The sequence below is a fragment of the Aeromonas sp. s7(2024) genome (genome assembly GCF_040907825.1).
GTDB lineage: Bacteria > Pseudomonadota > Gammaproteobacteria > Enterobacterales > Aeromonadaceae > Aeromonas > Aeromonas veronii.
On the sequence record NZ_JBFOCM010000021.1, the window covers coordinates 11,539 to 32,402 of the forward strand.

Here is a 20,864-nt window from a genome sequence, read left to right on the forward strand (position 1 = left end):
GGCACACCCTGGCGCTGAGCCAGATCGCCACACCCAACAAACAGGGAGAAAAGAATGCGGATCCTGCTGGTGGAAGATGATGTGATGCTGGGGGATGGTATGCAGGATGCACTGCGCCATAGCGGCTATACGGTGGACTGGCTGCAACAGGGGTTGCCCGCTCTGGCAGCCCTCAAGAGCGACGAGTTCGCCGCCCTGATCCTCGATCTCAATCTGCCCGACATCGATGGCCTCAGCCTGCTGCGCAAGTTGCGGCGTGAAGGACACCAACTGCCGGTGCTGATCCTCACCGCCCGCGATGCGCTGGACGATCGGGTGGTCGGCCTCGATGCCGGCTCCGACGACTACATGGTCAAGCCCTTCGCCCTGCAGGAGCTCAACGCCCGCCTGCGCGCCCTCGTTCGCCGCAGCAAGGGACAGGCGCAAGCGGTGCTGGAGTATGGCGACATCCTCATCTATCCCGAATCCCAGCAGGTCACCTATCAGGGGGAGGCGGTCAAACTCACCCCCCATGAATACAAGTTGCTGCAGGAGCTGATCAGCCAGAGCGGCCGGGTGCTGAGCAAGGATCAGCTGCAACAGAGCCTCTACGGCTGGGATGAAGGGGCCGAGAGCAACGCGGTGGAGGTGCATATCCACCATCTGCGCAAGAAGTTCTACAGCGACCTTATCCGCAATATTCGCGGGGTCGGCTACATCATTCCTCAGCTCGAACAGCCAAGCCGGACACCCGCACGATGAAACGTCCCCGCTCCATTCGCCGTTTTCTGCTCACCGGTATCCTGACGCTGGTGAGCCTGAGTCTTACCATCAGCGCCTTTATCGGCTACATGGAGGCGAGCCACGAAATGGAGGAGCTGTTTGATGCCCGCCTCGCCCAGTCGGCCCGCATCACCAACCAGCTGCTGGCCCGCTATATGGCCCAGCAGGGGCAGTTGCCCGCCAACGGCACCGTCTATCAGGAGTGGGAGGCACAGAACCCCGATGAGTGGCAAAAAGACCCCAGCCTCAACCTGACCGGCGAGGATCGGGAGATCACCCCCTACGGCCACGAGTTCGAACGCAATCTCTACTTCCAGCTGCTCGATGAAAAGGGCGGCTTGCTGCTGCGCGCCCCCAGCGCCCCGGATCAGCCGCTGGTCACCCTGGCTATCGGCTTTGACACGGTCGAAAAAGATAATCACCAGTGGCGCACCTTCACTCTCTACAACCAGCAGGAGCAGACCTGGCTGGTGGTAGCCGAGCGGGACGACGAGCGCAGCGAACTGGCCAGCAAGATGGCAACCCTCACCATGCTGCCGCTGCTGATCACTCTCCCCTTCCTGCTGGCCCTGCTCTGGTGGCTCATCACTCGCGGGCTGGCCCCCCTGCGCCAGCTGGCCCAGGCCATCAGCGAGCGTCACCCCGCCAACCTGAGCCCCCTCAGCCTCAAGATAAGCGCTCAGGAGCTGACCCCCCTCACCAACGAGATCAACCGGCTGATGCAGGCACTGGCGGAGACCATAGAGCGGGAGAAGCAGTTCACCAACGAGGCGGCCCACGAGCTGCGCACCCCGCTGGCGGTGCTGCGGATCCACAGTGAAAATGCCTTGGCTGCCGATGATGACACCAGCCGCCAGCACTCCCTGCACAAGATGCTGCAGGCCCTCGACCGCAGCGATCGGCTGATCCGCCAACTGCTGACCCAGGCCCGTATCGACAACCAGCAGGGACTGGTACTGACCGAGCTGGAGGTGGGCCACCTGCTGCAAGGCACCCTGGCGACGCTTGCTCCCATCGCGCTCAAAAAGGATCAGCAGCTGTCGCTGGAGTGTGAATTGCCGCAGCTGGTGATGGGGCAGGCCACACTGCTCGAGCTGCTGTTCAGTAATCTCATCGACAATGCGCTGCGCTACACCCAGCCGGAGGGCGAGATCAGGGTGCGGGTTCAGCGAGAGGGCAACCGGGTGAGGGTGGATGTGAGCGACAACGGCCCCGGCATTCCCGCCAGCGCCTTGCCCCGGCTGTATGAACGCTTCTTTCGGGTCAATCCCCAGCAGGGGGATGGCGTGGGTCTCGGCATGGCCATCGTTTCGCGCATCGCCCAACTGCACGGCGCCGACCTCGATGTCCACAACCGGCCGGAAGGGGGGCTGGAGGTGAGCGTCTGGCTACCGACCCACACCCACTCCCAGCCCTGATCCGAAAATGACAACGCCTCCAGAGGGAGGCGTTGTTTATAGATAATTAGCACGCTGACGCTACGCGACTTGTTGCGGCGCCATCACCGGCAGATCAGGCAAGCAGCGCATCCAGACCTGCCGTCACCGCCTCCATGCGATGCCCGCCAGAGTGCTCAATCACATAACGCTTGCCCACCTGGGAAGAGGCATCCAGCCCGAACACACCGTGCTCCACCTTCTGGCTCAGCGGATCCCCGCTGGTGTTGACGTGGGTGACATTGGCATCGTCCAGCTTGTGAGCGAGGCGATCCCGCAGCCCAACATGCAGCCCCATGCTGTTGAACGCCGTAACCTTGAGTCCATGCTTGATGCCGGCATACTGCGCCAGACCGCCCCCCAGCGAGTGGCCCAGCACCTCGACCTTGCCGCCATACTGCTGGGCAAAGGCCTTGACCAGCCGGTCGGCATCTTGAAACGCGCTGTCCTTGATGCCAAGGGCCGCGCCAGCATCGCTCTTCAGGGTGCCGGGGCGTTTGGCAGGCTGAGTGCCCACAAACGAGAGCACCATGGTATCGCCACGCTTGTAAACGGCGACCTTGAGCGCAGACCAGGCATCACCTGTCAGGATAAAGGGGTCATTCTCGTTCTTGTCCGGGGTGACATGAAGTGTCAGGGCACTCCCGGTGCCACCGGAACCATCTTCACGGCGGGCCAATATCGAAGGGGGAATATCTGCCAGCGTGGCGTGACTGTAGCCTGCCGGCATCTCCCGATAACTGCTGGAGCAGCTGACCCGCGCCAGCTGGGCCGCATCCATCACCGCTCTCGCCCCCTCGGCAGTCAGCGGTTCCTGCTGCGCCTTCGCCACGAAGGCCGGTTTGATGATCCCCTTGGCGGCACTCAAGGCCTGCTGTGAGCCCTGTTGCAACCGCTCTGACATACCGAGCGGCAGATGGGAGGCCCCCTTCATCACGCTCCCCGCCAACCCCAGAGAGGAGGATGCCACCAGACGCGCCGCTGACTCGCCAAGGTTTTTCACCCCGGCCACTCCTGCCGTCACCGCACCGCTGGCCACGCTGCTGACACCACCGGTGATATTGGCCAGCCCTTTGATGATGGCGCCAGTCCAGTAACGAGCTTTGCCCTTGGCGCTCTGGGCATGGGAGTCATGGCCGCCCTGGATGGCGATGCCAATCTTGCGAGCCGGGGCACTGAGGGTCAACCACTTGAGCGAGGTATTCAATACCTTGCCCGGCTGAACCCGGGAGCCGAAGCCGAGGCTGGTATAGTGAGAGGCCAGATTGTGATGAACCGAGTGCTGGCGAGATGAGGATTGCACCTCGCCATGCTCATGAGAGGCCACAGCGGTAGCGCGCTGGGGTTGTCCAATGCTTTGAATAGACATCTTCTACTCCTGATTAATACCAATGACGATCCATCAACACGGGATCATGGCGCCAGATAACGGGGAGGGAATGGCAGCTGTCTCCTGCCGGGCGCTCAACGCCTGCAACTGCGTCTGCAAGGTGACGCCGAGATCAAGAAATTCACCCAGGGTTTGCATAAACAGGGTTTTATCGAGCATCTCGATGAGAGAGGAAAAGGTCAGCACCAGATGATTGCTGCGACTGTCCAGACTGATCTGACTTCCCCCCGTGGCCAAACCAAACATGTTCAGCTCAAGGGCCGAGCGGGTCAGCTGCAACTGACTGACCGCATCGTCAGGCAGACGCAGCAAGGGGATATAGAGGTAGCATGCCTGCAGCTCATCGTTATCGGGCACTTCGACCAGGCACTCGCCATCCAGACCGAATGGCACACGACAGTGGCCATCGCTGCCCAGACTCAAGGCTACGCCCTGCTGTTCGCCCGCGAGCAATAGCCATTCAGATACGATTTGTTGATAGGGTTTCACTATGATGCACTCCACGCTCAAGCCCTTGCTGGCGAACGAGCTCGCACGCTTCAGGGTATGGTGGAGATGCTACCTCTGGTAGAGGGGCGGGGATTTAGCTGTGAAACGGCGTTTTTTAGATTCACGCCGAAATTGCCCCTAACGGCAGGCGGGCTGCAGGGTAAAGGTTCGACTGGAATCCACCGGGCCCAGCTCCGCCAGCAGACGTCGGCCCAGCAGCACCGGATAGATCATCTTGCTGCGATCCCGCAGGGTGAACCACTCCTCATACACCTTGTCCCCCAGACAGATGGACATGGTCACCGTTGGCCGCTGCTCCATGCCGCCCGCCCCGCGCACCGTCACGCTGCGCTCGACCCTCCGTTCGAACTGTTGTTTGACCAGTTTGCCGCTGTCGGCATCAGTTACCACCAGCATGAAGCGCACCCAGGGCTTGCCATCCCGTTTGAATCTGGTGATGGCGCGAGCATCGAGGGAAGAGGTGAGCGCCCCGGTGTCGAGTTTCATCTTCACCGCCACGCCGGTGGGCAAAATAAGTCCCTTCTCGATCCAGCCATAGCTGGTCGGGGTCTCTGCCAGCACACTGCCACACAGTGCCAGCATCAGGGTGATCCCCACCATCATCTTGCCCATTTTACTGCCCTGCCTTGTCAATCCTGCGCCCAGATCTACCACAGTCCTATTGTGGGTCAATCCGATTTATTTCAGCTACTTGGATAATATCTGGCAGGTCAGGAGAGAGACGACAAAGAGTGGCCGAACGGCGGCCCAAGCGAGCGGGAATATCGTAGGAGAGCAAGGCACCGAACGGTGCTGGATGAAACTGGTGGTTAACCTCAGGTTGTGACGCCAAAGGCTACCACAAGGATTTACAAATTATCAGTCTTGTTCTAAAGGGATTTTTGCCTACACTGTTGTAAACCGGAGGGCCTGAAAACCACCGGTTTTTTTGCGCCTGCCGAAAATTTGCCACTGCAAAAGTGACTTTCAACAAGGCTCAATAAGGAATTTGTAATGCGTATCGAAGAAGACTTGAAGCTCGGTTTCAAGGATGTCCTGTTCCGCCCCAAGCGCTCTACTCTCAAGAGCCGTTCCCAAGTAAGCCTGACCCGTCAGTTCACCTTCAAACACACTCAGACCCAATGGCAAGGCGTACCCGTCATCGCCGCCAACATGGATACCGTCGGCAGCTTTGCCATGGCGCGCACGCTGGCCGGTTTCGAGATGATGACCGCGGTACACAAGCACTACAGCCTTGAGCAGTGGCAAGCTTTCGTCAACGAGACCGACCCGGCGCTGCTGGGCCATGTGATGGTCTCCACCGGCACCTCGGCTGAAGATTTCGCCAAGACCCGCCAAATCCTCGCCATGTCCGAAGCGCTGCGCTTCATCTGTGTCGATGTGGCCAACGGCTACTCCGAGCACTTCGTCGAGTTCGTGCGCAAAATTCGTGAAGCCTGCCCCAACCACGTCATTCTGGCGGGCAACGTGGTGACCGGCGAGATGGTCGAAGAGCTGATCCTCTCCGGCGCCGACATCGTCAAGGTCGGCATCGGCCCGGGCTCCGTCTGCACCACTCGCGTCAAGACCGGCGTCGGTTATCCGCAGCTCTCCGCCATCATCGAGTGTGCCGATGCGGCCCACGGCCTCGGCGGCCAGATCGTCGGTGACGGCGGCTGTACCTGCCCGGGCGACGTCGCCAAAGCCTTCGGCGGCGGTGCCGACTTCGTGATGCTGGGCGGCATGCTGGCTGCCCACGAAGAGTGCGGTGGCGAGATCGTCGATGTAGACGGTGAGCCCTTCATGAAGTTCTACGGCATGAGCTCCTCCAGCGCCATGGACAAGCACGCCGGTGGCGTCGCCGAATACCGCGCCTCCGAGGGTAAAACCGTGCTGCTGCCCTACCGCGGCCCGGTCGAGAACGCCGTGCGCGACATTCTGGGCGGCGTGCGCTCCACCTGTACCTACGTCGGCGCCAGCCAGCTGAAAGAGCTCACCAAGCGCACCACCTTTATTCGGGTACGTGAGCAAGAGAACAACGTCTACGGCAAGGAGTAACCTGCCGCAGCGACCGTCACACGCTGACGGTTAGAAGCCAGTCAACCGGTGTGCTACCCTGCGCACCGGTTTTTTTGCATTTGGAACCCCGAGCCATGACCACTCCCCTGCCCCCGTTTGACTGGGACATCTTCTGCTGCGTCGTCGACAACTTCGGTGACATCGGCGTCACCTGGCGACTCGCCCGCCAGCTAAAACGGGAGGGGAATATTGCGGCACATGGCAATGAGGTTCAGGTGCGGCTCTGGGTCGACGATCTGCCAAGTTTCGCCCGCATTTGCCCCGGACTCGACCCGGCGCAGGATGGCCAGTGGGTCGATGGCATCTATATCCAGCACTGGCATGAGACCCTGCCGACCGACATGACCCCGGGCAAGGTGGTGATCGAGGCCTTTGCCTGCGAACTGCCCGCCCCCTTCATAGAGCTGATGGCGAGCCAACCCAGCCCCCCATGCTGGATCAATCTGGAGTACCTCTCGGCGGAGAGCTGGGTAGAGGATTGCCACGGCCTCGCCTCGCCACAGCGAGTTGGCAACCAGAGCCTCAACAAATACTTCTTCTTCCCGGGCTTTACCGCTAAAACCGGCGGCCTTTTGTGCGAGCACGACCTCATCGCCGAACGGGAGCAGTGGCAGCAAGATGATGCGGGACTGGCAGCCTACTGGGCAAGCCTCGGTTTGCCGCCCAGACAAGATAACGAGCTGCGGGTCAGCCTCTTTACCTACGAGAGCGATGCGCTGCAAAGCTTGGTCGAGAGCTGGTGCCAGAGCACCACGCCCGTCACCCTGCTGCTGCCGCTGGGGCGTTCTCTCAACGATGTGCTCACCGGCGCCGGTCTGGCAGATGCCATCCCTGCGGCCAAAGCGGGGGAGCTGCTCCACTCGGGCAACCTCACCATCAAGCTGCTGCCGATGACCGATCAGGCCGGTTACGATCGACTGCTGTGTAGCTGTGATCTCAATCTGGTGCGCGGGGAGGACTCCTTCGTGCGGGCCCAGTGGGCAGCTCGTCCTTTCCTCTGGCATATCTACCAACAGGAGGAGGAGGCCCATCTGGTCAAGCTGGAGCAGTTCCTCGACCACTATCTTGCTGATCTGCCTGCCGATTGCGCCCAATGGCTGCGCCGCTTCAATCTGGCTCTCAACCGTGGTGAAGATTGCCGCGAACTCTGGGCCCAATGGCCGCAATACAGCGCGATTTGGCTGCAACATGGGCGACTCTGGTCACAGAAGCTGCTCCGGGATGGGGATCTCGTCACGAGGTTGGTGAAATTTCTGGAAAGCCGTATATAATCTGGCAGTTTTTATCCGTCCGTTTCACGAACAGGAATTTTTTACATGAAAACCGCTCAGGAAATCCGCGCTGGTAACGTAGTCATGATCGGCACCGAGCCGATGGTGGTCCAGAAGGCTGAATTCAACAAATCCGGCCGTAACTCCGCCGTGGTCAAAATGAAGCTGAAAGGCCTGCTGAACGGCAGCGCCACCGAGACTGTCTTCAAGGCCGACGACAAGCTGGACGTTGTTCAGCTGGAGCGTAAAGAGTGCACCTACTCCTACTTCTCCGACCCCCTGTATGTCTTTATGGACACCGAGTACAACCAGTACGACGTCGAGAAAGACAACCTGGGTGACGTGCTGAACTACCTGGTAGACGGCATGGAAGATCTGTGTGAAGTGACTTTCTACAACGAGAAAGCCATCTCCGTAGAACTGCCGACCACCATCGTGCGTGAAGTTGAGTACACCGAGCCGGCTGCCCGTGGCGACACCTCCGGTAAAGTGACCAAGCCTGCCCGTCTGAAAGGCACTACCTACGAGCTGGCTGTTGCCGCTTTCGTAGAGATCGGTGACAAGATCGAAATCGATACCCGCACCGGTGAATTCAAGCGTCGCGTCAACTAATTGACCACGTTGAATTGATTGCAAAAAAGCGAGCCTCCGGCTCGCTTTTTTATTGCCTGTTCGCGGCCATAACGCCGCCTCCCCCTTCAGAAAATCCCGCCGCCGCCGCTAACCCAGATAACCGGGGGAGCACACTATGGCCAGATTATCCTTATCACTGCTGTTATTGACCTTGCTGGCTGGCCATGGGGCAGAGGCGAGCGAGGTCGCGCCCCCCGTTGCCGAGCCACTCCCCCTCGATCACTGGCAAGCGAGCGACTGGAAAGGGCAACCCGAAGCCACCCAGATCGACAAACAGACGGTGCTGTTTGCCAAGCACGATAGCGACAACTATGTGGGTCTCGCCATCCTACTGCCCGACTGGCAGCGCAGCGGTCAGCTCTGGCAACTGACCCGCGCCCTCAGCCAGCTGGGCTTTGATACCCTGCTGCTGCTCCCCTCTCCCCAGCAAACCGAGCTCGACCCCGCCGCCGAGAAAAAAGCCAAGGAGAGCGATGCCTTTCGCAAACAACTGGCCGAGCGGATCAGCAAGCTGGCCGATGCCAAGCTGCAGGAGGGGGGCTTCAAGCTGATCCTGGCGCAAGGCACCGGTGCAGCCTGGACCGCCAACCTTATCGCCAGCGAACAGCTGCCCGCCCCCGATGCGCTGGTGCTGCTCGATGGCTTCTTCCCCGACCAGCAGAGCAACCAGATCCTCGCAAAAGAGATAGCGCAGGGCACCATCCCTACTCTGGATCTCTATCAGGAGGATGGCGGCCGCTGGCCGCTGCTGGCGGCCGAGGCTCGCCAGACCGAGAGCCGGCGCAGCCACAAGCTCAACTATCGTCCTTACGCCCTGATGGAACTGGGCGAAACCCCCACCCGCATTCAGGGGTGGCTCAACCATCTGGGCTGGCTCTGACCAGGGCCACAAAGCACGCGCAACATCACATCTGCCGGAGAAAGCCCACCCGCCATGGCGCGGCATACTGGCTCTGATGGCGCCCTTTTTGGCATCATGACGGTTCAAACCCGAATATGGCAGGAAGGTACATGCAGCAGATTGTGTTTCTCGACAGCGATACCCTGGATGCGGGCATCACCCTGCATCATCCCGACTTTCCCCACCACTGGCAGAGTTATCCCAGCACTGCCCCGGAACAGGTGGTCGAACGGCTGAAAGATGCCAGCATCGCCATCATCAACAAGGTACGTATCGGCGCCGCTGAACTGGCACAGTTGCCGGAGCTCAAACTCATCGCGCTTGCCGCCACCGGCAGCGACAACGTGGATCTGGAGGCGTGCCGCGCGGCCAACGTCGGGGTATGCAACATCCGCAACTACTCGGGGCCCTCGGTGCCGGAACACGCCATGGCACTGATGCTGGCCCTGTCGCGCAACCTCTTCTGCTGGCGCCAGTCGCTGCTGGAGGGGCGCTGGCAACAGAGCGGCCAGTTCTGCTTCTTCGATCACAACATCATGGATCTGCACGGCAAGCAGCTCGGCATCATCGGCAAGGGAACCCTGGGTCAGGCGCTCGGCGAACGGGCCAAGGGAATGGGGATGACGGTGCGTTACGCCCAGAGCCAGATCGGTGGCAGCCATGACGAGGATCGCCTGCCGCTCGACGAGCTGCTGCAGAGCTCGGATGTGATCAGCCTGCACTGCCCGCTCACCCCCTACACCCGCAACCTGATTGGCGAGCGGGAGCTGGGATTGATGAAACCGGGCGCCCTGCTGATCAACGTCGGCCGCGGCGGTCTGGTGGATGAAGAGGCGCTGCTGCGGGCGCTGGCCAACGGCCGCCTCGGCGCTGCCGGTTTCGATGTGGCGAGCGTCGAACCCCCGCCCCCCGACCATCCCCTGATGAAGGCGCTGCAATACCCCCACTTCATCCTCACCCCGCATGTAGCGTGGGCCAGCGAGGAGTCGATGCAGCGGCTGGCCGACCAGCTGATCGACAATATCAACGCCTTTGCCGCCGGTCGCCGCCAGCACCGGCTGGTGTAACCGCACGAGCGAGTCACCGCAAAATCGAGTGACCACACAATGCAAAACGGGGCCAACAGGCCCCGTTTTGCATCTTTCGCACTCACTGCGCGCACATCAATCGTCGTCGTGCCATCTGTGCTTTTTGTGCTTCTTGTGGGGCTTGTGATGGTGATGATCGTCGTCATCGTAATAGCGATCCTGGCTCTTGTGGCCATCGCCCGTCTTGGCACCGATGGCCGAACCGCTCGCCCCGCCGACCCCGGCGCCGATCAGCTGACCGGTATCGCCACCAACACTCTTGCCGATGGCAGCACCGCCCAGCGCCCCCACCGCGCCGCCAAGGGCCGCTTCATTCTTGTTGCCCTTGTTGGCCGTCGCCGCACCACCAGCTGCGCCGCCAATGGCCGCACCAACCAGCGCACCGGTATCGCCCCCCAGCTCCTTGCCGATCATGGTGCCCGCTACCCCGCCTGCGCCACCACCGAGAATGGTGTTGAGGGTCTCGGAGGCGTGCACGGTCGTGCTGCCAGCGAGCAAGGCGCCCAACAGGGCCAGTGTGCGAAGCGCGCGCGAATTCATCTCCATGGGTACTCCTGTCCAATCTGATTAATTTCCTCTGCACTATACAAACCGGCAGGCAGCAAACCAGTGGGTGACTAGCGGCAAGCAGATCCTCACTTGAAACCCGGCAATAGGCGTGACCGGCAAGCCCGAATTCAATCTCTTGAATAACCACAAGAAATTTTTTATTTCACAGGTATGGCGTGTCCCTCGGCAGGGGTGGGAGGCTGTCGCAGCCCCACCCCAACTACTGGCGATCGGACAGCTCCTGTCACCTGCGCAGGGTTGGGTGGCGCAATCTCAGCTGGGCTGGCAGTTCAGCGCGCCTCAACCCCGTTCACTGGGGAGCAACAGGATCGCCTATGTGCGGGGTGTTAACCCTCAGTTGAAAGTGTCACCACTACATGTAAACGCCCGGAAGATAATCGGGTGGTATAGTCTATAGCTTGAACAACAGGGGATGGCTGGCCACAAGGCTGGCGCCCGGTGACTATCAAGCAAAGGAGATGTTATGAGCAGTCCGTTTATCGAGCAGATCAAAGCACGTCGTACCATCTATGCCCTGGGTGACCAGGTCTCCCATACACCGGAGCAGCTGACGGCACTGATCCAGGATGCCGTCAGACACAGCCCCTCCTCCTTCAACTCCCAGAGCTCCCGTGCTGTCATCCTGTTTGGCGCCCAGCACCACAAGCTGTGGGATATCGTCAAAGCCGAGCTGAAAAAGATTGTGCCGCCGGAAGCCTACGCCCAGAGTGAGGCAAAGGTGGATGGCAGCTTCCGCGCAGGCTTCGGCACTGTGTTGTTCTTTGAGGACACCGACGTCATCAAGGATCTGCAGCAAAAATTCGCCCTCTATGCAGACAACTTCCCCATCTGGTCGGAACATGCCACCGGCATCGCCCAGTTTGCGGTCTGGACGACGCTGGCGCAGGAGAAAGTCGGTGCCTCCCTGCAGCACTACAACCCGCTGATCGACGAGGCGGTACGCAAGGAGTGGAACCTGCCCGCCAGCTGGCTGCTGCGCGCCCAGATGCCCTTTGGCAGCATCAAGCAACCGGCAGGAGAGAAGACCTTTATCGACGACGCCACCCGTTTCCGCGTCTTCAAATAACAGTCAGATAGCAAAACGCCCCCGCATCTCGGGGGCGTTTTTATTGCAACATAGAGTGCGGATAGCGATGGTTCATACTGCAATCTGCGGTCGTAATACGCTCTATCCACCACTCAGGTGAGCAGCATCACCAGCAGGGATTCGCCTTCCCCCAACTCAATCTTCACCTCGCACCAGTCGCGGATCACCGCCACCACCGCCGGATTGAGCGGCGCATCGCCTCCTACCTGCACCACGGTGCAACCTGCACGCAGGGCACTCTCGATACCGGCCGGGGCATCCTCGAACACCAGACAACAATCGGGCGAGACGCCAAGCCGTTCAGCCCCCAGCAGATAGGGCTCGGGATCGGGTTTGCCATTGATCACAGCTTCGGCCCCCACCAGTACATGGGGCAGCGGCAAACCGGCACAACTCAGGCGATGGCGGGCAACCTGCTCACTGGCGGAGGTCACAATGGCCCAATGCTCTGGCGACAAGCGGCCCAGCAACTCGCCAGCCCCTGGGATGGCATCGCCGCCGGTATGCAGCATCTCCAGCTCGTCGAGCCGCACCGCTTCCCGCTCCACATCCAGCTGCGGGGCCAACGCCCGGATTACCTCACGTGAGCGCATACCGTGGCACATAGCCAACACCGGCTCTGGGGCAAGCTGATGATGCTGGCACCAGAGCCGCCACACCTTCTCCACATCACCGGTCGAGCAGACCAGAGTGCCATCCATATCGAGCAGCAGGGCGGATACCGACAGGGTGAGCGTGTTCATGCCAGCACTCATACAGGCATTCATACAGGCTCTCATACAGACACCCCGGCCAGCTCGGGCAGAGAGCCAGAGAGCGCATCGGCAAAGGCCTGCTGCTGGGCGGCACGCTCATAACAGGCCAGCGCCTGCTCGGCACTGCCAGCCCACACTTGCAAGGGGCCGACCACAAAACCCTGTTGCAGCAGGCTGACGAGCAGATCCCCAGTCTCCGGGGCCGCCAACGGCTGGGCCAGCACCAGCTTGCCCTTGATCAAAAACAGATAACGTTGAGTGGACATGATATGGCTCCTTATTCCGGTTCAGAGGAGGGCGATTCCCCCCTTGCCGAGCCATTAGAACAAGGCGATTAGATAATTTATAATCAATAAATCGCCACTTTGGATAACCAATTGGAATGAAATTCGACTTGAGGCAACTGCAGGCGTTTGTGACGCTGGCCGACACCGCCAACTACCGGGAAGCGGCCAGCCGCCTCTTTATCACCCAACCGGCCCTCACCAAGCAGATCCAGGGGCTGGAGCAGACGCTGGGCTGCACCCTGTTCAAACGGGGCCGCCACGGCGCCGAGCTGACGGCGCTCGGCGCCCAGCTGCTCACTCAGGCGAGTGCGCTGGTCGAGCACGGTCGGGAGTTCGAAAGCCATGCGCTGGCGGTGACGAGCGGGGTAGCCGGTCGGCTCAAGATTGGCTTCGGTCTGTCGAGTTTCGCGCTTGCACCCTCGCTGGTGGCCCGCTTCAAGCAGCAGGTCCCGGACGTGATGGTCCATCTGCAGGATATGCCCTCCGCGATCCAGCAGGAGCAGTTGCTCTCCGGCCAGTTGCAGCTGGGCTTTATGCGCAGACCTCAGATGCCGCAGTTACAGGAGCACAGATTGCTGATCGACCGGCTGGTGCTGGCGGTGCCGACACGAATGACCGAACCAGACCCGGCCGCATTCGACGTCCAGCAGGCACTGACCAGTCAACCCCTGTTGCAGATGGTGGGCCACCGCTGCCCCGGTCTCAGCCAGCAGATCGCCGGTTTTCTCGGCGCCAATCGGCTGACCGGCATGGTCCAGGAGGCCGAGGATATCCAGACGCTGGTGGCATTGGTCGCGGCGGGCATAGGCAACGCCATCCTGCCGCGCAGCGTCAGTTTTATCGCCGGGCCCGATGTCACCCTCTATCCCCTCTCTGGTCCCAGCTCCGAGTGGGAGGTCAGCATGGTATGGAATCCGGACTTTGCCGACCCCATCAGGGATCACTTCGTCAGGCAGGTGATCGCCAGCCATCCCCTGCCGGTGTCGGCCACACCCGAGCGCTGAAACCAACGCTCGCTGGTAGCTAACATCGTGCCACGTCAAAACAGTGCGCCCCCATCAAGGGGGCGCAAGCAGGACAAAAGCGGCAATGCGGCTCAACAGCTGGCGCAGTGGCTACGGTTTTTACCCGCCCCCTTGGCGCAATAAAGCGCCGCATCGGCCGCAGCCAGCAACGCCCCTTCCCCCTCCAGCGGTTGCTCTGCCGTGTAGGTGGCAATGCCAATACTGGCGCTAAGCTGAATATTATTTGCCACCACGATGTCGAGATCGTTGATGGCCTGGCGGATCTCCTCTCCAATCCGCTGGGCCGCATCTCGATCGGTATTGCCGAGGATCAGGGCAAACTCATCACCACCAAAACGGCAGGGCAGATCCGCCGGACGCTGGCAGAAGGATTGCAGAAGATGGCCCACCAGCTGGAGGGAGCCATCCCCCATCTGATGACCAAGATGGTCATTGCACGCCTTGAAGTTATCCAGATCCAGCATGATGAGGGAGAGCGGTGTGTGTTCACGCATGCTGCGCCGCCACTCGTTATGCAAAAAGCTGTTGAACAGCCGCCGATTGGCCAGTCCGGTCAAGGGATCGTGTTGGGAGAGGCTGGCAACTTCCAGCTCCAGCAGCTTGCGCTCGGTGATATTGATATGGGCGATGGAAAAATACTCGGCATCAAGCCCGGGTACCGGCGCTACTCGCATCATAAACCAGCGCTGGGTGTCGGGGCTGTGGCAGGGGTATTCCAGATAGAACTTCTCCTGCTGATGACGGATAACCCGAAGGATCCCCTCCACGGCAGCCAATCCAGAGGGCTCGGATTCAGCGTCACAAGCCCCCATGTAATTGACTCCGAGCCAGTTATATCCCTTGGGCATGCCATTTTGTTCACCAAACAGCTCCCAGGCGAGATTGGTGTAATGGATCACGCCATCCCGGTCTATCACCGATATCTGGTCTTCCAGCGCAGCCAGATAATGAGCCCGCTCGGAGAAGTGACTTCGCGGCCTCTGTATATCATCCACCATGATGGCCATCCTGTGGCAAAAGTGGCATACCGCCATCTATTAACAATAAAGCCAGCAGATAGAGTAAAGCACCCCATTCCCACTTAGCCAACTGAGACCAAATTTCACCATCGAACACCATCCGGCAAGGTTTCAGGCCAGTTTCCCTGTTCCGGATAACAAGAGCACATCATGAGCATATGTATCTGATAAGTCACAATTAATGACCACACCACTGATTTTCGCAGGGGATACCATCGCCCTCTCCGTCCATTTTGGTGTTCGGGCAATGTTGCAAAAACCAGGTTGCCTCCTCGCAGGAGGTCATCTGGGAGCAATGCTGCCGACCATCACACTGGCGAATAAAGGTCGTTGCCTGTGGCGTGCTGACCTCCTCCTGATTGAAAGAGGAGACCGGCAATGGCGCCATCGACTCGGCCGAGAAACGGGAATAGATGGAAAAGAGGCCGACGAGCACCAGCAGAGGGATCAATTTGCCACTCCAGCTGCTCTTGCGACGTCGATAGGGGTTACTTCTCTCTCTGGTCAAGGTAGGTCGTGGCGGCTGACTTGTCGTCCGAAATGATGGCGCCGCTGATGATGTGGCTGATCTTGTTGCTGATGGTGCGGCCGACGGCACGGCATCCGCCAACGTGAGCGGGCGATCGGGGAAAAAGACCTGTAACGCCCTCGGTTTGCCATCCTGGCCACTGCCGATCAGATAGGTGACACGCTCCCCCGGCTCTGGCACGCGGCCATCTGATTGCAGCGCCGTAACATGCACAAACAGCCCTGCACCGCGTGATCCATTGATTGTCTGCTCGGCGCCATTTTGCTCCGGCGTAATAAATCCAAAGCCGCGCGCCTCGTTCCAGCTCGCGATCCGTCCCTGATAACGCATCTGTCCATCCTTGTTGTTATCCATGTGAGCACTATATTGCCCGACAATCATGTTGCCCAAAAGCGCTGCGGCCCGACAGGGGGCCGCAGAGTCAATCTCAACACGGTGATCGGGCGCAGCCTGCGTTAAGGATCAAGCCAGCTGGGACACCTTGATGATCTCGGCGATGCGACCCAACATCCGCAGCGAGGTGTGATGCTCGGTGGCATCTGCGGCGGCGCAGGCATCCTCCAGAATGGTGATGGCGTAGTCGCGATCGTGACCATCCCGCGCTGCCGCCTGAATGGCCCAGCTAGTGCTCACCCCGCACAGATAGAGGTGGTCGATGTGGTTGGCCCGCAGCGCAGGCTCCAGCGCCGTGCCATAGAAGGGGCTGACCCTGGGCTTAGCCAGCACCAGATCACCGGATTGCACATCCAGATCAGGATGAAAGTCGGTGCCGCTGTCAGCCAAAGAGAGCGCCCCCAACTGGTGAGCGCGACCAAACATGGGAGACCCCTTGGGTTGCAGCTGATAGCCGCCGTCAAAGCCCACCTTGATCAGCACTACCAGCCAGCCGTTGGCGCGGGCATGGGCCAGCGCCTGATTGGCATGCGCGATGGCATCCTGCTCCAGCACATGGGCTGCGGAGGCGGCAATGCGCCCGTCGGGATGGGCAATATCGTTGATAAAGTCGATCACCAGCAGTGCCTTGTTCATCACCTTTGCTCCTTCGCGAATTCAGCCCGTGTTATCTGGTTCCGACCTGTCAAACCAGCCCCAGTGCATAGCGCAGCGCCATCTCCTTTAAGGGGCCAGCTTTATCCGCCAGATTGAGTGCCAGATTACGGGCCAGCTTGAGCGGGCCAATCTCGTTGCTGAACACCCCGTAGAAGAGATCCATCCCCGACTGCATCAGCAGGTTGTCGGGACGACGGCGCCGCTCGTAGCGCTCGGCCAGCACAAGTTGATGCCAGTCAGCGCCAGCACCTTGCAGCAAGTCGACCCAGCAGGCGACATCCTTGAAGCCGAGGTTGACCCCCTGCCCCGCCAGCGGGTTGATGGTGTGGGCAGCATCGCCAAGCAGCACCACCCGACCGACGTGATAGTCGTTGGCGTGGCGGCGCACCAGCGGGAAGCTCCCCTTGCCGGTGACGGTGAACCCGCCGAGCCGACTCGGGAAGTGGCGGCGCACTTCGGCGGCAAGCCCTTCGTTGCTCATGGCCGCCAGCGCCCGGATCCGAGCCGGACTGTCATACCACACCAGAGAGCCGTGCTGGCCTGGTAGTGGCAGGAAGGCGCGCGGGCCGCTCGGGGTGAACTGCTGCCAGGTGATATCTTCCTGCGCAAAGTCGGTGTCGATATTGATCAGCATGCAGTGCTGGCGGTACTCGAAGCGCGATACGCCGATACCCGCCAGCTTGCGGGTGTGGGATTCGGCGCCGTCGCAAGCCAGCACCCAGCGGGCCGCCAGCTCGGAGCCGTCGTCCAGAGTCAGCACAGCTTCATCTGCACTCTGGCGCAGGCTGGTCACAGCCGCCGGGGTGTGGGTCTGGATGGTGGGAAAATCCTCCATCCGTTTGAGCAGGGCGAGCTGCACCAACCGGTTTTCGATGATGTAGCCAAGCTGGGGCAGACCGAGATCGGCGGCATTGAAGCGGGTGGCAAAACCGTCCAGCTCCCAGGTCTCCAGCCGGCGGTAGGGGCAGAGCCGCATCTGCTGCAGATGGTGCCAGGCACCGGCCTGCTCCAGCAGCGCCACCGAGGCCTGACTGATGGCGGAGACCCGCAGATCCAGCGGCTGCTCCGGCGCGTAATGTTCCGGCAGTTGGGTCTCGATGACCCGCACCGAGAGACCCTGAGCCGCCAGCAGACAGGCGGTGGCGGCGCCCACCATGCCGGCGCCGACGATGGCGATATCACACTGTTCCATACATTTATTCCTGAAAGGGTGCGTCCGGCGACAGCGCCCGGACGTGAACCGGATGGCTGCATGATAGCGCAAGGGCGACTGATAAACAGTGAGACAAACGGGGAATTGCTGCGTCAAATCAAGGAGAAAGCTTATTGAGCTTGCTGGCAACAGGTATCGGGTGAGCACCATTGCCAGCTGGATATTAGCTAGGCAGTATCCAGATTGCGGAGTAAAATGCGCGGTCCTTTGACCATGCCGATTTCAAAACAAGTCAAGAGAAGCAATGAGCAAGAAACTTCACATTAAAACCTGGGGTTGCCAGATGAACGAGTATGACTCGTCCAAAATGGCCGACCTGTTGGATGCCAGCAATGGCTACACCCTTACCGAAGAGCCCGAAGAGGCAGATGTCTTGCTGCTGAATACCTGCTCCATCCGCGAAAAGGCGCAGGAGAAGGTGTTCCACCAGCTGGGACGCTGGAAAAAGCTCAAGGCCAACAAGCCCGGTCTGGTGATCGGCGTGGGTGGCTGCGTTGCCTCTCAGGAGGGCGACGCCATCCGCCAGCGCGCTCCCTATGTGGATATCGTGTTCGGCCCGCAGACCCTGCATCGCCTGCCCGCCATGATCAAGGAAGTGCAAGAGGGCCGTGGTGCCCAGGTTGATATCGCCTTCCCCGAGATCGAAAAATTCGACAGCCTGCCCGAACCGCGCGCCGAAGGGGCTACCGCGTTCGTCTCCATCATGGAAGGCTGCTCCAAATACTGTACTTACTGCGTGGTGCCCTACACCCGCGGTGAAGAGGTGAGCCGACCGCTGGACGACGTGCTCTACGAAATCGCCCAGCTCGCCCAGCAGGGCGTGCGCGAAGTGAACCTGCTCGGTCAGAACGTCAACGCTTACCGCGGCCCGACCTTTGATGACGGCATCTGCACCTTCGCCGAGCTGCTGCGTCTGGTGGCCGCTATCGACGGTATCGATCGCATTCGCTACACCACCAGCCACCCGATCGAATTCACCGACGACATCATCGAAGTCTACAAAGATACCCCGGAAGTGGTCAGCTTCCTGCACCTGCCGGTGCAGAGCGGCTCTGATCGCATCCTGACCATGATGAAGCGCCCGCACACCATCCTGGAGTACAAATCCAAGATCCGTCGCCTGCGTGCCGCCCGTCCCGACATCACCATCAGCTCCGACTTCATCGTTGGCTTCCCGAACGAGACGGACGAAGACTTTGAAGCGACCATGAAGCTGATCGAGGATGTGGGTTTCGACATGAGCTTCAGCTTCATCTTCAGTCCGCGCCCGGGCACCCCGGCCGCCGACATGCCCGACGATGTCGACATGGAAGTGAAGAAAGCCCGTCTGGCCCGCCTGCAGCACGTCATCAACAACCAGGCGATGCAGATTGGCCGCGCCATGCTGGGCACCACCCAGCGCATCCTGGTGGAAGGGCCCTCCAAGCTCGACCCGATGCAGCTGTGTGGCCGCACCGAAAACAACCGGGTGGTCAACTTCGAAGGCCAGCACACCCTGATCGGCGGCTTTGCCGACGTGGAGATCACCGAGGTACGTCCCAACTCCCTGCGCGGCAAGTTCATCCGCGGCGAGAGCGAGATGAACCTGCGGATCGCCACCGCACCGAGCGAAATCCTGGCCCGTCGCCCGGATAACGTACCGGACGAGCTGGGCGTGGCCGCCTTCACTCCCCATTAATCCCCTCCTCCCCATTCGCCCGGCGGATGGGGAGCGCCTTGAGACGAGGATATTTTGAGCCGACACATCTCGACCCTGAATCTGCATCTGGAGCCCGCCGACAACCAGCGCCTTGCCAGCCTGTGCGGCCCCTTCGATGACAACATAAAGCAGCTGGAGCGCCGCCTCGGCGTCGAGATCAGCTACCGTGACAGCCACTTCCAGTTGGTGGGCAAACCGGCCCAGCTGGATGCCGCCGCCGTCATCCTCAAACACCTCTATGTGGAAACCCAGCCCCTCAAGGGTGGCAAGGTGACCGACATCACTCCCGACATGGTCCATCTGGCCATTCAGGAGTCGCGGGTGCTGGAGCAGGATGACGAACCGGCGCCGAGCATCCCCTATGGCAAGGAGGTGACGGTCAAGACCAAGCGCGGTCTCATCAAACCGCGCAGCCCCAATCAGGCTCAGTACATCGCCAATATCGTGCGCCACGATATCTGCTTCGGCATAGGCCCGGCCGGTACCGGCAAGACCTATCTGGCGGTCGCGGCAGCCGTGGATGCGCTGGAGCGTCAGGAAATTCGCCGCATTCTGCTGACCCGTCCGGCGGTGGAAGCGGGTGAGAAGCTGGGCTTCCTGCCTGGCGATCTCTCCCAGAAGGTGGATCCTTACCTGCGCCCGCTCTACGACGCCCTGTTCGAGATGCTGGGCTTTGAGCGGGTCGAGAAGCTGATGGAGCGCAACATCATCGAGGTGGCGCCGCTCGCGTATATGCGCGGAAGAACCCTCAATGACGCCTTTATCATTCTCGATGAGGCCCAGAACACCACCACCGAGCAGATGAAGATGTTCCTGACCCGCATCGGCTTCAACTCCAAGGCGGTGGTCACCGGCGACATCACCCAGGTAGACCTGCCGCGCAACGCCAAATCCGGCCTGCGCCACGCGCTGGAAGTGCTGCCAGGGGTCGATGGTCTGTCGTTCAACTTCTTCGAGTCCAAAGACGTGGTGCGCCACCCGGTGGTGGCCCGTATCGTGCAGGCTTACGAGGCATTCGATGCCAAACAGGCAGCCGAGAAGGTGGCCGGCCAAACAAACTCCAGCAAAGAGAGCGAGCAATGAGCGTAACCCTGGATCTGCAACTGGCCAGTGCCAGCACCGACGGCCTGCCCACCGAAGCCCAGCTGCAAGGCTGGCTCGACGGCACCATTCTCGGCTTCCAGCAGGAGGCTGAAGTGACGGTGCGCATCGTCGACGAGGCGGAGAGCAACGAGCTCAACCTCACTTATCGCGGCAAGGACAAGCCCACCAACGTGCTCTCCTTCCCGTTCGAGGCGCCGCCCGGTCTGGAGCTACCGCTGCTCGGCGATCTGGTGATCTGTCGCCAGGTGGTGGAGCGCGAGGCACAGGAGCAGGGCAAGCCCCTGATGGCCCACTGGGCCCACATGGTTGTGCACGGCAGTCTGCATCTGCTAGGTTATGACCATATCGAGGATGAGGAAGCCGAAGAGATGGAAGCGCTTGAGCGCGACATCATGCAGGAGCTCGGTTTTGCCGATCCTTATCTGAACGACGAAGAGTAAAGAACCGGATGGTCATCGTCTTGAAACAGCAGATGGC

The 20,864-nt window shown here is 60.6% G+C and carries 22 protein-coding genes; 12 read left to right on the forward strand and 10 right to left on the reverse strand.

Annotated elements, in window-relative coordinates; translation table 11 throughout:
* Positions 1 to 54: 54 nt before the first annotated feature.
* Positions 55 to 741, forward strand: coding sequence for a response regulator (locus AB5Y73_RS08695; RefSeq protein ID WP_005335091.1), 687 nt, complete (start codon positions 55 to 57; stop codon positions 739 to 741).
* Positions 738 to 2,180 (forward strand): ATP-binding protein, encoded by a 1,443-nt coding sequence (locus AB5Y73_RS08700; RefSeq protein ID WP_107683573.1) that lies wholly within the window; start codon positions 738 to 740, stop codon positions 2,178 to 2,180. Before AB5Y73_RS08695 ends, AB5Y73_RS08700 begins: the two co-directional genes overlap by 4 nt.
* Positions 2,181 to 2,274: 94 nt before the next feature.
* Here AB5Y73_RS08700 and AB5Y73_RS08705 read toward each other — a convergent pair whose 3' ends face one another.
* The 3 genes from AB5Y73_RS08705 to AB5Y73_RS08715 form a co-directional block, all read right to left on the reverse strand.
* The gene (locus tag AB5Y73_RS08705; protein WP_107683572.1) at positions 2,275 to 3,567 is read right to left on the reverse strand and encodes a phospholipase; all 1,293 of its coding nucleotides are present in this window, start codon (positions 3,565 to 3,567) and stop codon (positions 2,275 to 2,277) included.
* A 33-nt stretch (positions 3,568 to 3,600) separates the two neighbouring features.
* The gene (locus tag AB5Y73_RS08710; protein ID WP_235655530.1) at positions 3,601 to 4,077 is read right to left on the reverse strand and encodes a CesT family type III secretion system chaperone; all 477 of its coding nucleotides are present in this window, start codon (positions 4,075 to 4,077) and stop codon (positions 3,601 to 3,603) included.
* A 138-nt stretch (positions 4,078 to 4,215) separates the two neighbouring features.
* Positions 4,216 to 4,710 carry a RimK/LysX family protein gene (locus tag AB5Y73_RS08715; protein ID WP_107683570.1) on the reverse strand — a complete coding sequence of 165 codons (495 nt, stop codon included), beginning with the start codon at positions 4,708 to 4,710 and terminating at the stop codon, positions 4,216 to 4,218.
* 381 nt (positions 4,711 to 5,091) lie between these two features.
* Between AB5Y73_RS08715 and AB5Y73_RS08720 the strand changes: the two genes are divergently transcribed.
* From AB5Y73_RS08720 to AB5Y73_RS08740, 5 genes are all read left to right on the forward strand, one after another.
* Complete coding sequence (locus AB5Y73_RS08720; RefSeq protein ID WP_005348017.1) at positions 5,092 to 6,135, forward strand: GMP reductase; 1,044 nt, start codon at positions 5,092 to 5,094, stop codon at positions 6,133 to 6,135.
* A gap of 95 nt (positions 6,136 to 6,230) precedes the next feature.
* Positions 6,231 to 7,427 carry an elongation factor P maturation arginine rhamnosyltransferase EarP gene (gene earP, locus AB5Y73_RS08725; RefSeq protein ID WP_279499432.1) on the forward strand — a complete coding sequence of 399 codons (1,197 nt, stop codon included), beginning with the start codon at positions 6,231 to 6,233 and terminating at the stop codon, positions 7,425 to 7,427.
* Positions 7,428 to 7,472: 45 nt separating this feature from the next.
* A complete protein-coding gene (gene efp, locus AB5Y73_RS08730; RefSeq protein WP_005335100.1) occupies positions 7,473 to 8,039 on the forward strand; it encodes an elongation factor P in 567 nt (188 codons plus the stop codon).
* A 136-nt stretch (positions 8,040 to 8,175) separates the two neighbouring features.
* Positions 8,176 to 8,940 carry a DUF3530 family protein gene (locus AB5Y73_RS08735; RefSeq protein ID WP_107683568.1) on the forward strand — a complete coding sequence of 255 codons (765 nt, stop codon included), beginning with the start codon at positions 8,176 to 8,178 and terminating at the stop codon, positions 8,938 to 8,940.
* Positions 8,941 to 9,071: 131 nt separating this feature from the next.
* Positions 9,072 to 10,028 carry a D-2-hydroxyacid dehydrogenase gene (locus AB5Y73_RS08740; RefSeq protein ID WP_107683567.1) on the forward strand — a complete coding sequence of 319 codons (957 nt, stop codon included), beginning with the start codon at positions 9,072 to 9,074 and terminating at the stop codon, positions 10,026 to 10,028.
* 96 nt (positions 10,029 to 10,124) lie between these two features.
* Here AB5Y73_RS08740 and AB5Y73_RS08745 read toward each other — a convergent pair whose 3' ends face one another.
* Positions 10,125 to 10,595 carry a YMGG-like glycine zipper-containing protein gene (locus tag AB5Y73_RS08745; protein WP_181497116.1) on the reverse strand — a complete coding sequence of 157 codons (471 nt, stop codon included), beginning with the start codon at positions 10,593 to 10,595 and terminating at the stop codon, positions 10,125 to 10,127.
* A gap of 487 nt (positions 10,596 to 11,082) precedes the next feature.
* Between AB5Y73_RS08745 and AB5Y73_RS08750 the strand changes: the two genes are divergently transcribed.
* Positions 11,083 to 11,685 (forward strand): nitroreductase family protein, encoded by a 603-nt coding sequence (locus AB5Y73_RS08750; protein ID WP_107683565.1) that lies wholly within the window; start codon positions 11,083 to 11,085, stop codon positions 11,683 to 11,685.
* Positions 11,686 to 11,798: 113 nt separating this feature from the next.
* Here AB5Y73_RS08750 and AB5Y73_RS08755 read toward each other — a convergent pair whose 3' ends face one another.
* Positions 11,799 to 12,449, reverse strand: a complete 651-nt coding sequence (locus tag AB5Y73_RS08755; RefSeq protein ID WP_181294892.1) for an HAD-IA family hydrolase — start codon at positions 12,447 to 12,449, stop codon at positions 11,799 to 11,801.
* Positions 12,450 to 12,481: 32 nt separating this feature from the next.
* On the reverse strand, positions 12,482 to 12,727 hold the full coding sequence (locus AB5Y73_RS08760; RefSeq protein WP_064339592.1) for a hypothetical protein: 246 nt from the start codon (positions 12,725 to 12,727) through the stop codon (positions 12,482 to 12,484).
* A gap of 116 nt (positions 12,728 to 12,843) precedes the next feature.
* On the opposite strand from AB5Y73_RS08760, the gene AB5Y73_RS08765 reads away from it, so the two are divergent.
* Positions 12,844 to 13,752, forward strand: a complete 909-nt coding sequence (locus AB5Y73_RS08765) for a LysR family transcriptional regulator (RefSeq protein WP_107683563.1) — start codon at positions 12,844 to 12,846, stop codon at positions 13,750 to 13,752.
* Between the two features lie 92 nt (positions 13,753 to 13,844).
* Here the strand turns inward: AB5Y73_RS08765 and AB5Y73_RS08770 are convergent, their stop codons facing one another.
* The 4 genes from AB5Y73_RS08770 to AB5Y73_RS08785 form a co-directional block, all read right to left on the reverse strand.
* Complete coding sequence (locus AB5Y73_RS08770) at positions 13,845 to 14,771, reverse strand: sensor domain-containing diguanylate cyclase (RefSeq protein WP_279499431.1); 927 nt, start codon at positions 14,769 to 14,771, stop codon at positions 13,845 to 13,847.
* Positions 14,772 to 14,970: 199 nt separating this feature from the next.
* A complete protein-coding gene (locus AB5Y73_RS08775) occupies positions 14,971 to 15,651 on the reverse strand; it encodes an excalibur calcium-binding domain-containing protein (protein ID WP_107683561.1) in 681 nt (226 codons plus the stop codon).
* Between the two features lie 132 nt (positions 15,652 to 15,783).
* Positions 15,784 to 16,350 (reverse strand): cysteine hydrolase family protein, encoded by a 567-nt coding sequence (locus tag AB5Y73_RS08780; protein ID WP_107683560.1) that lies wholly within the window; start codon positions 16,348 to 16,350, stop codon positions 15,784 to 15,786.
* A gap of 49 nt (positions 16,351 to 16,399) precedes the next feature.
* Positions 16,400 to 17,563, reverse strand: coding sequence for an FAD-dependent oxidoreductase (locus tag AB5Y73_RS08785; RefSeq protein WP_107683559.1), 1,164 nt, complete (start codon positions 17,561 to 17,563; stop codon positions 16,400 to 16,402).
* Between the two features lie 265 nt (positions 17,564 to 17,828).
* Between AB5Y73_RS08785 and miaB the strand changes: the two genes are divergently transcribed.
* From miaB to ybeY, 3 genes are read left to right on the forward strand one after another with little or no spacing between them, the layout of a single operon-like run.
* Positions 17,829 to 19,262 carry a tRNA (N6-isopentenyl adenosine(37)-C2)-methylthiotransferase MiaB gene (miaB, locus tag AB5Y73_RS08790; RefSeq protein ID WP_042082727.1) on the forward strand — a complete coding sequence of 478 codons (1,434 nt, stop codon included), beginning with the start codon at positions 17,829 to 17,831 and terminating at the stop codon, positions 19,260 to 19,262.
* Positions 19,263 to 19,316: 54 nt separating this feature from the next.
* On the forward strand, positions 19,317 to 20,366 hold the full coding sequence (locus AB5Y73_RS08795) for a PhoH family protein (RefSeq protein ID WP_005354086.1): 1,050 nt from the start codon (positions 19,317 to 19,319) through the stop codon (positions 20,364 to 20,366).
* Positions 20,363 to 20,827, forward strand: a complete 465-nt coding sequence (gene ybeY, locus AB5Y73_RS08800; protein ID WP_069554113.1) for an rRNA maturation RNase YbeY — start codon at positions 20,363 to 20,365, stop codon at positions 20,825 to 20,827. The genes AB5Y73_RS08795 and ybeY overlap by 4 nt, the downstream gene beginning before the upstream one ends.
* Positions 20,828 to 20,864 lie beyond the last annotated feature (37 nt).

What these genes read in the sequence shown, in the direction of transcription:
- AB5Y73_RS08695 (WP_005335091.1), top strand. Translation starts at nt 55, where the DNA reads ATGCGGATCCTGCTGGTGGAAGATGATGTGATGCTGGGGGATGGTATG.
- AB5Y73_RS08700 (WP_107683573.1), top strand. Translation starts at nt 738, where the DNA reads ATGAAACGTCCCCGCTCCATTCGCCGTTTTCTGCTCACCGGTATCCTG.
- AB5Y73_RS08705 (WP_107683572.1), bottom strand. Translation starts at nt 3,567, where the DNA reads ATGTCTATTCAAAGCATTGGACAACCCCAGCGCGCTACCGCTGTGGCC.
- AB5Y73_RS08715 (WP_107683570.1), bottom strand. Translation starts at nt 4,710, where the DNA reads ATGGGCAAGATGATGGTGGGGATCACCCTGATGCTGGCACTGTGTGGC.
- AB5Y73_RS08720 (WP_005348017.1), top strand. Translation starts at nt 5,092, where the DNA reads ATGCGTATCGAAGAAGACTTGAAGCTCGGTTTCAAGGATGTCCTGTTC.
- earP (WP_279499432.1), top strand. Translation starts at nt 6,231, where the DNA reads ATGACCACTCCCCTGCCCCCGTTTGACTGGGACATCTTCTGCTGCGTC.
- efp (WP_005335100.1), top strand. Translation starts at nt 7,473, where the DNA reads ATGAAAACCGCTCAGGAAATCCGCGCTGGTAACGTAGTCATGATCGGC.
- AB5Y73_RS08735 (WP_107683568.1), top strand. Translation starts at nt 8,176, where the DNA reads ATGGCCAGATTATCCTTATCACTGCTGTTATTGACCTTGCTGGCTGGC.
- AB5Y73_RS08740 (WP_107683567.1), top strand. Translation starts at nt 9,072, where the DNA reads ATGCAGCAGATTGTGTTTCTCGACAGCGATACCCTGGATGCGGGCATC.
- AB5Y73_RS08745 (WP_181497116.1), bottom strand. Translation starts at nt 10,595, where the DNA reads ATGGAGATGAATTCGCGCGCGCTTCGCACACTGGCCCTGTTGGGCGCC.
- AB5Y73_RS08750 (WP_107683565.1), top strand. Translation starts at nt 11,083, where the DNA reads ATGAGCAGTCCGTTTATCGAGCAGATCAAAGCACGTCGTACCATCTAT.
- AB5Y73_RS08755 (WP_181294892.1), bottom strand. Translation starts at nt 12,449, where the DNA reads ATGAACACGCTCACCCTGTCGGTATCCGCCCTGCTGCTCGATATGGAT.
- AB5Y73_RS08760 (WP_064339592.1), bottom strand. Translation starts at nt 12,727, where the DNA reads ATGTCCACTCAACGTTATCTGTTTTTGATCAAGGGCAAGCTGGTGCTG.
- AB5Y73_RS08765 (WP_107683563.1), top strand. Translation starts at nt 12,844, where the DNA reads ATGAAATTCGACTTGAGGCAACTGCAGGCGTTTGTGACGCTGGCCGAC.
- AB5Y73_RS08770 (WP_279499431.1), bottom strand. Translation starts at nt 14,771, where the DNA reads ATGGTGGATGATATACAGAGGCCGCGAAGTCACTTCTCCGAGCGGGCT.
- AB5Y73_RS08775 (WP_107683561.1), bottom strand. Translation starts at nt 15,651, where the DNA reads ATGCGTTATCAGGGACGGATCGCGAGCTGGAACGAGGCGCGCGGCTTT.
- AB5Y73_RS08780 (WP_107683560.1), bottom strand. Translation starts at nt 16,350, where the DNA reads ATGAACAAGGCACTGCTGGTGATCGACTTTATCAACGATATTGCCCAT.
- AB5Y73_RS08785 (WP_107683559.1), bottom strand. Translation starts at nt 17,563, where the DNA reads ATGGAACAGTGTGATATCGCCATCGTCGGCGCCGGCATGGTGGGCGCC.
- miaB (WP_042082727.1), top strand. Translation starts at nt 17,829, where the DNA reads ATGAGCAAGAAACTTCACATTAAAACCTGGGGTTGCCAGATGAACGAG.
- ybeY (WP_069554113.1), top strand. Translation starts at nt 20,363, where the DNA reads ATGAGCGTAACCCTGGATCTGCAACTGGCCAGTGCCAGCACCGACGGC.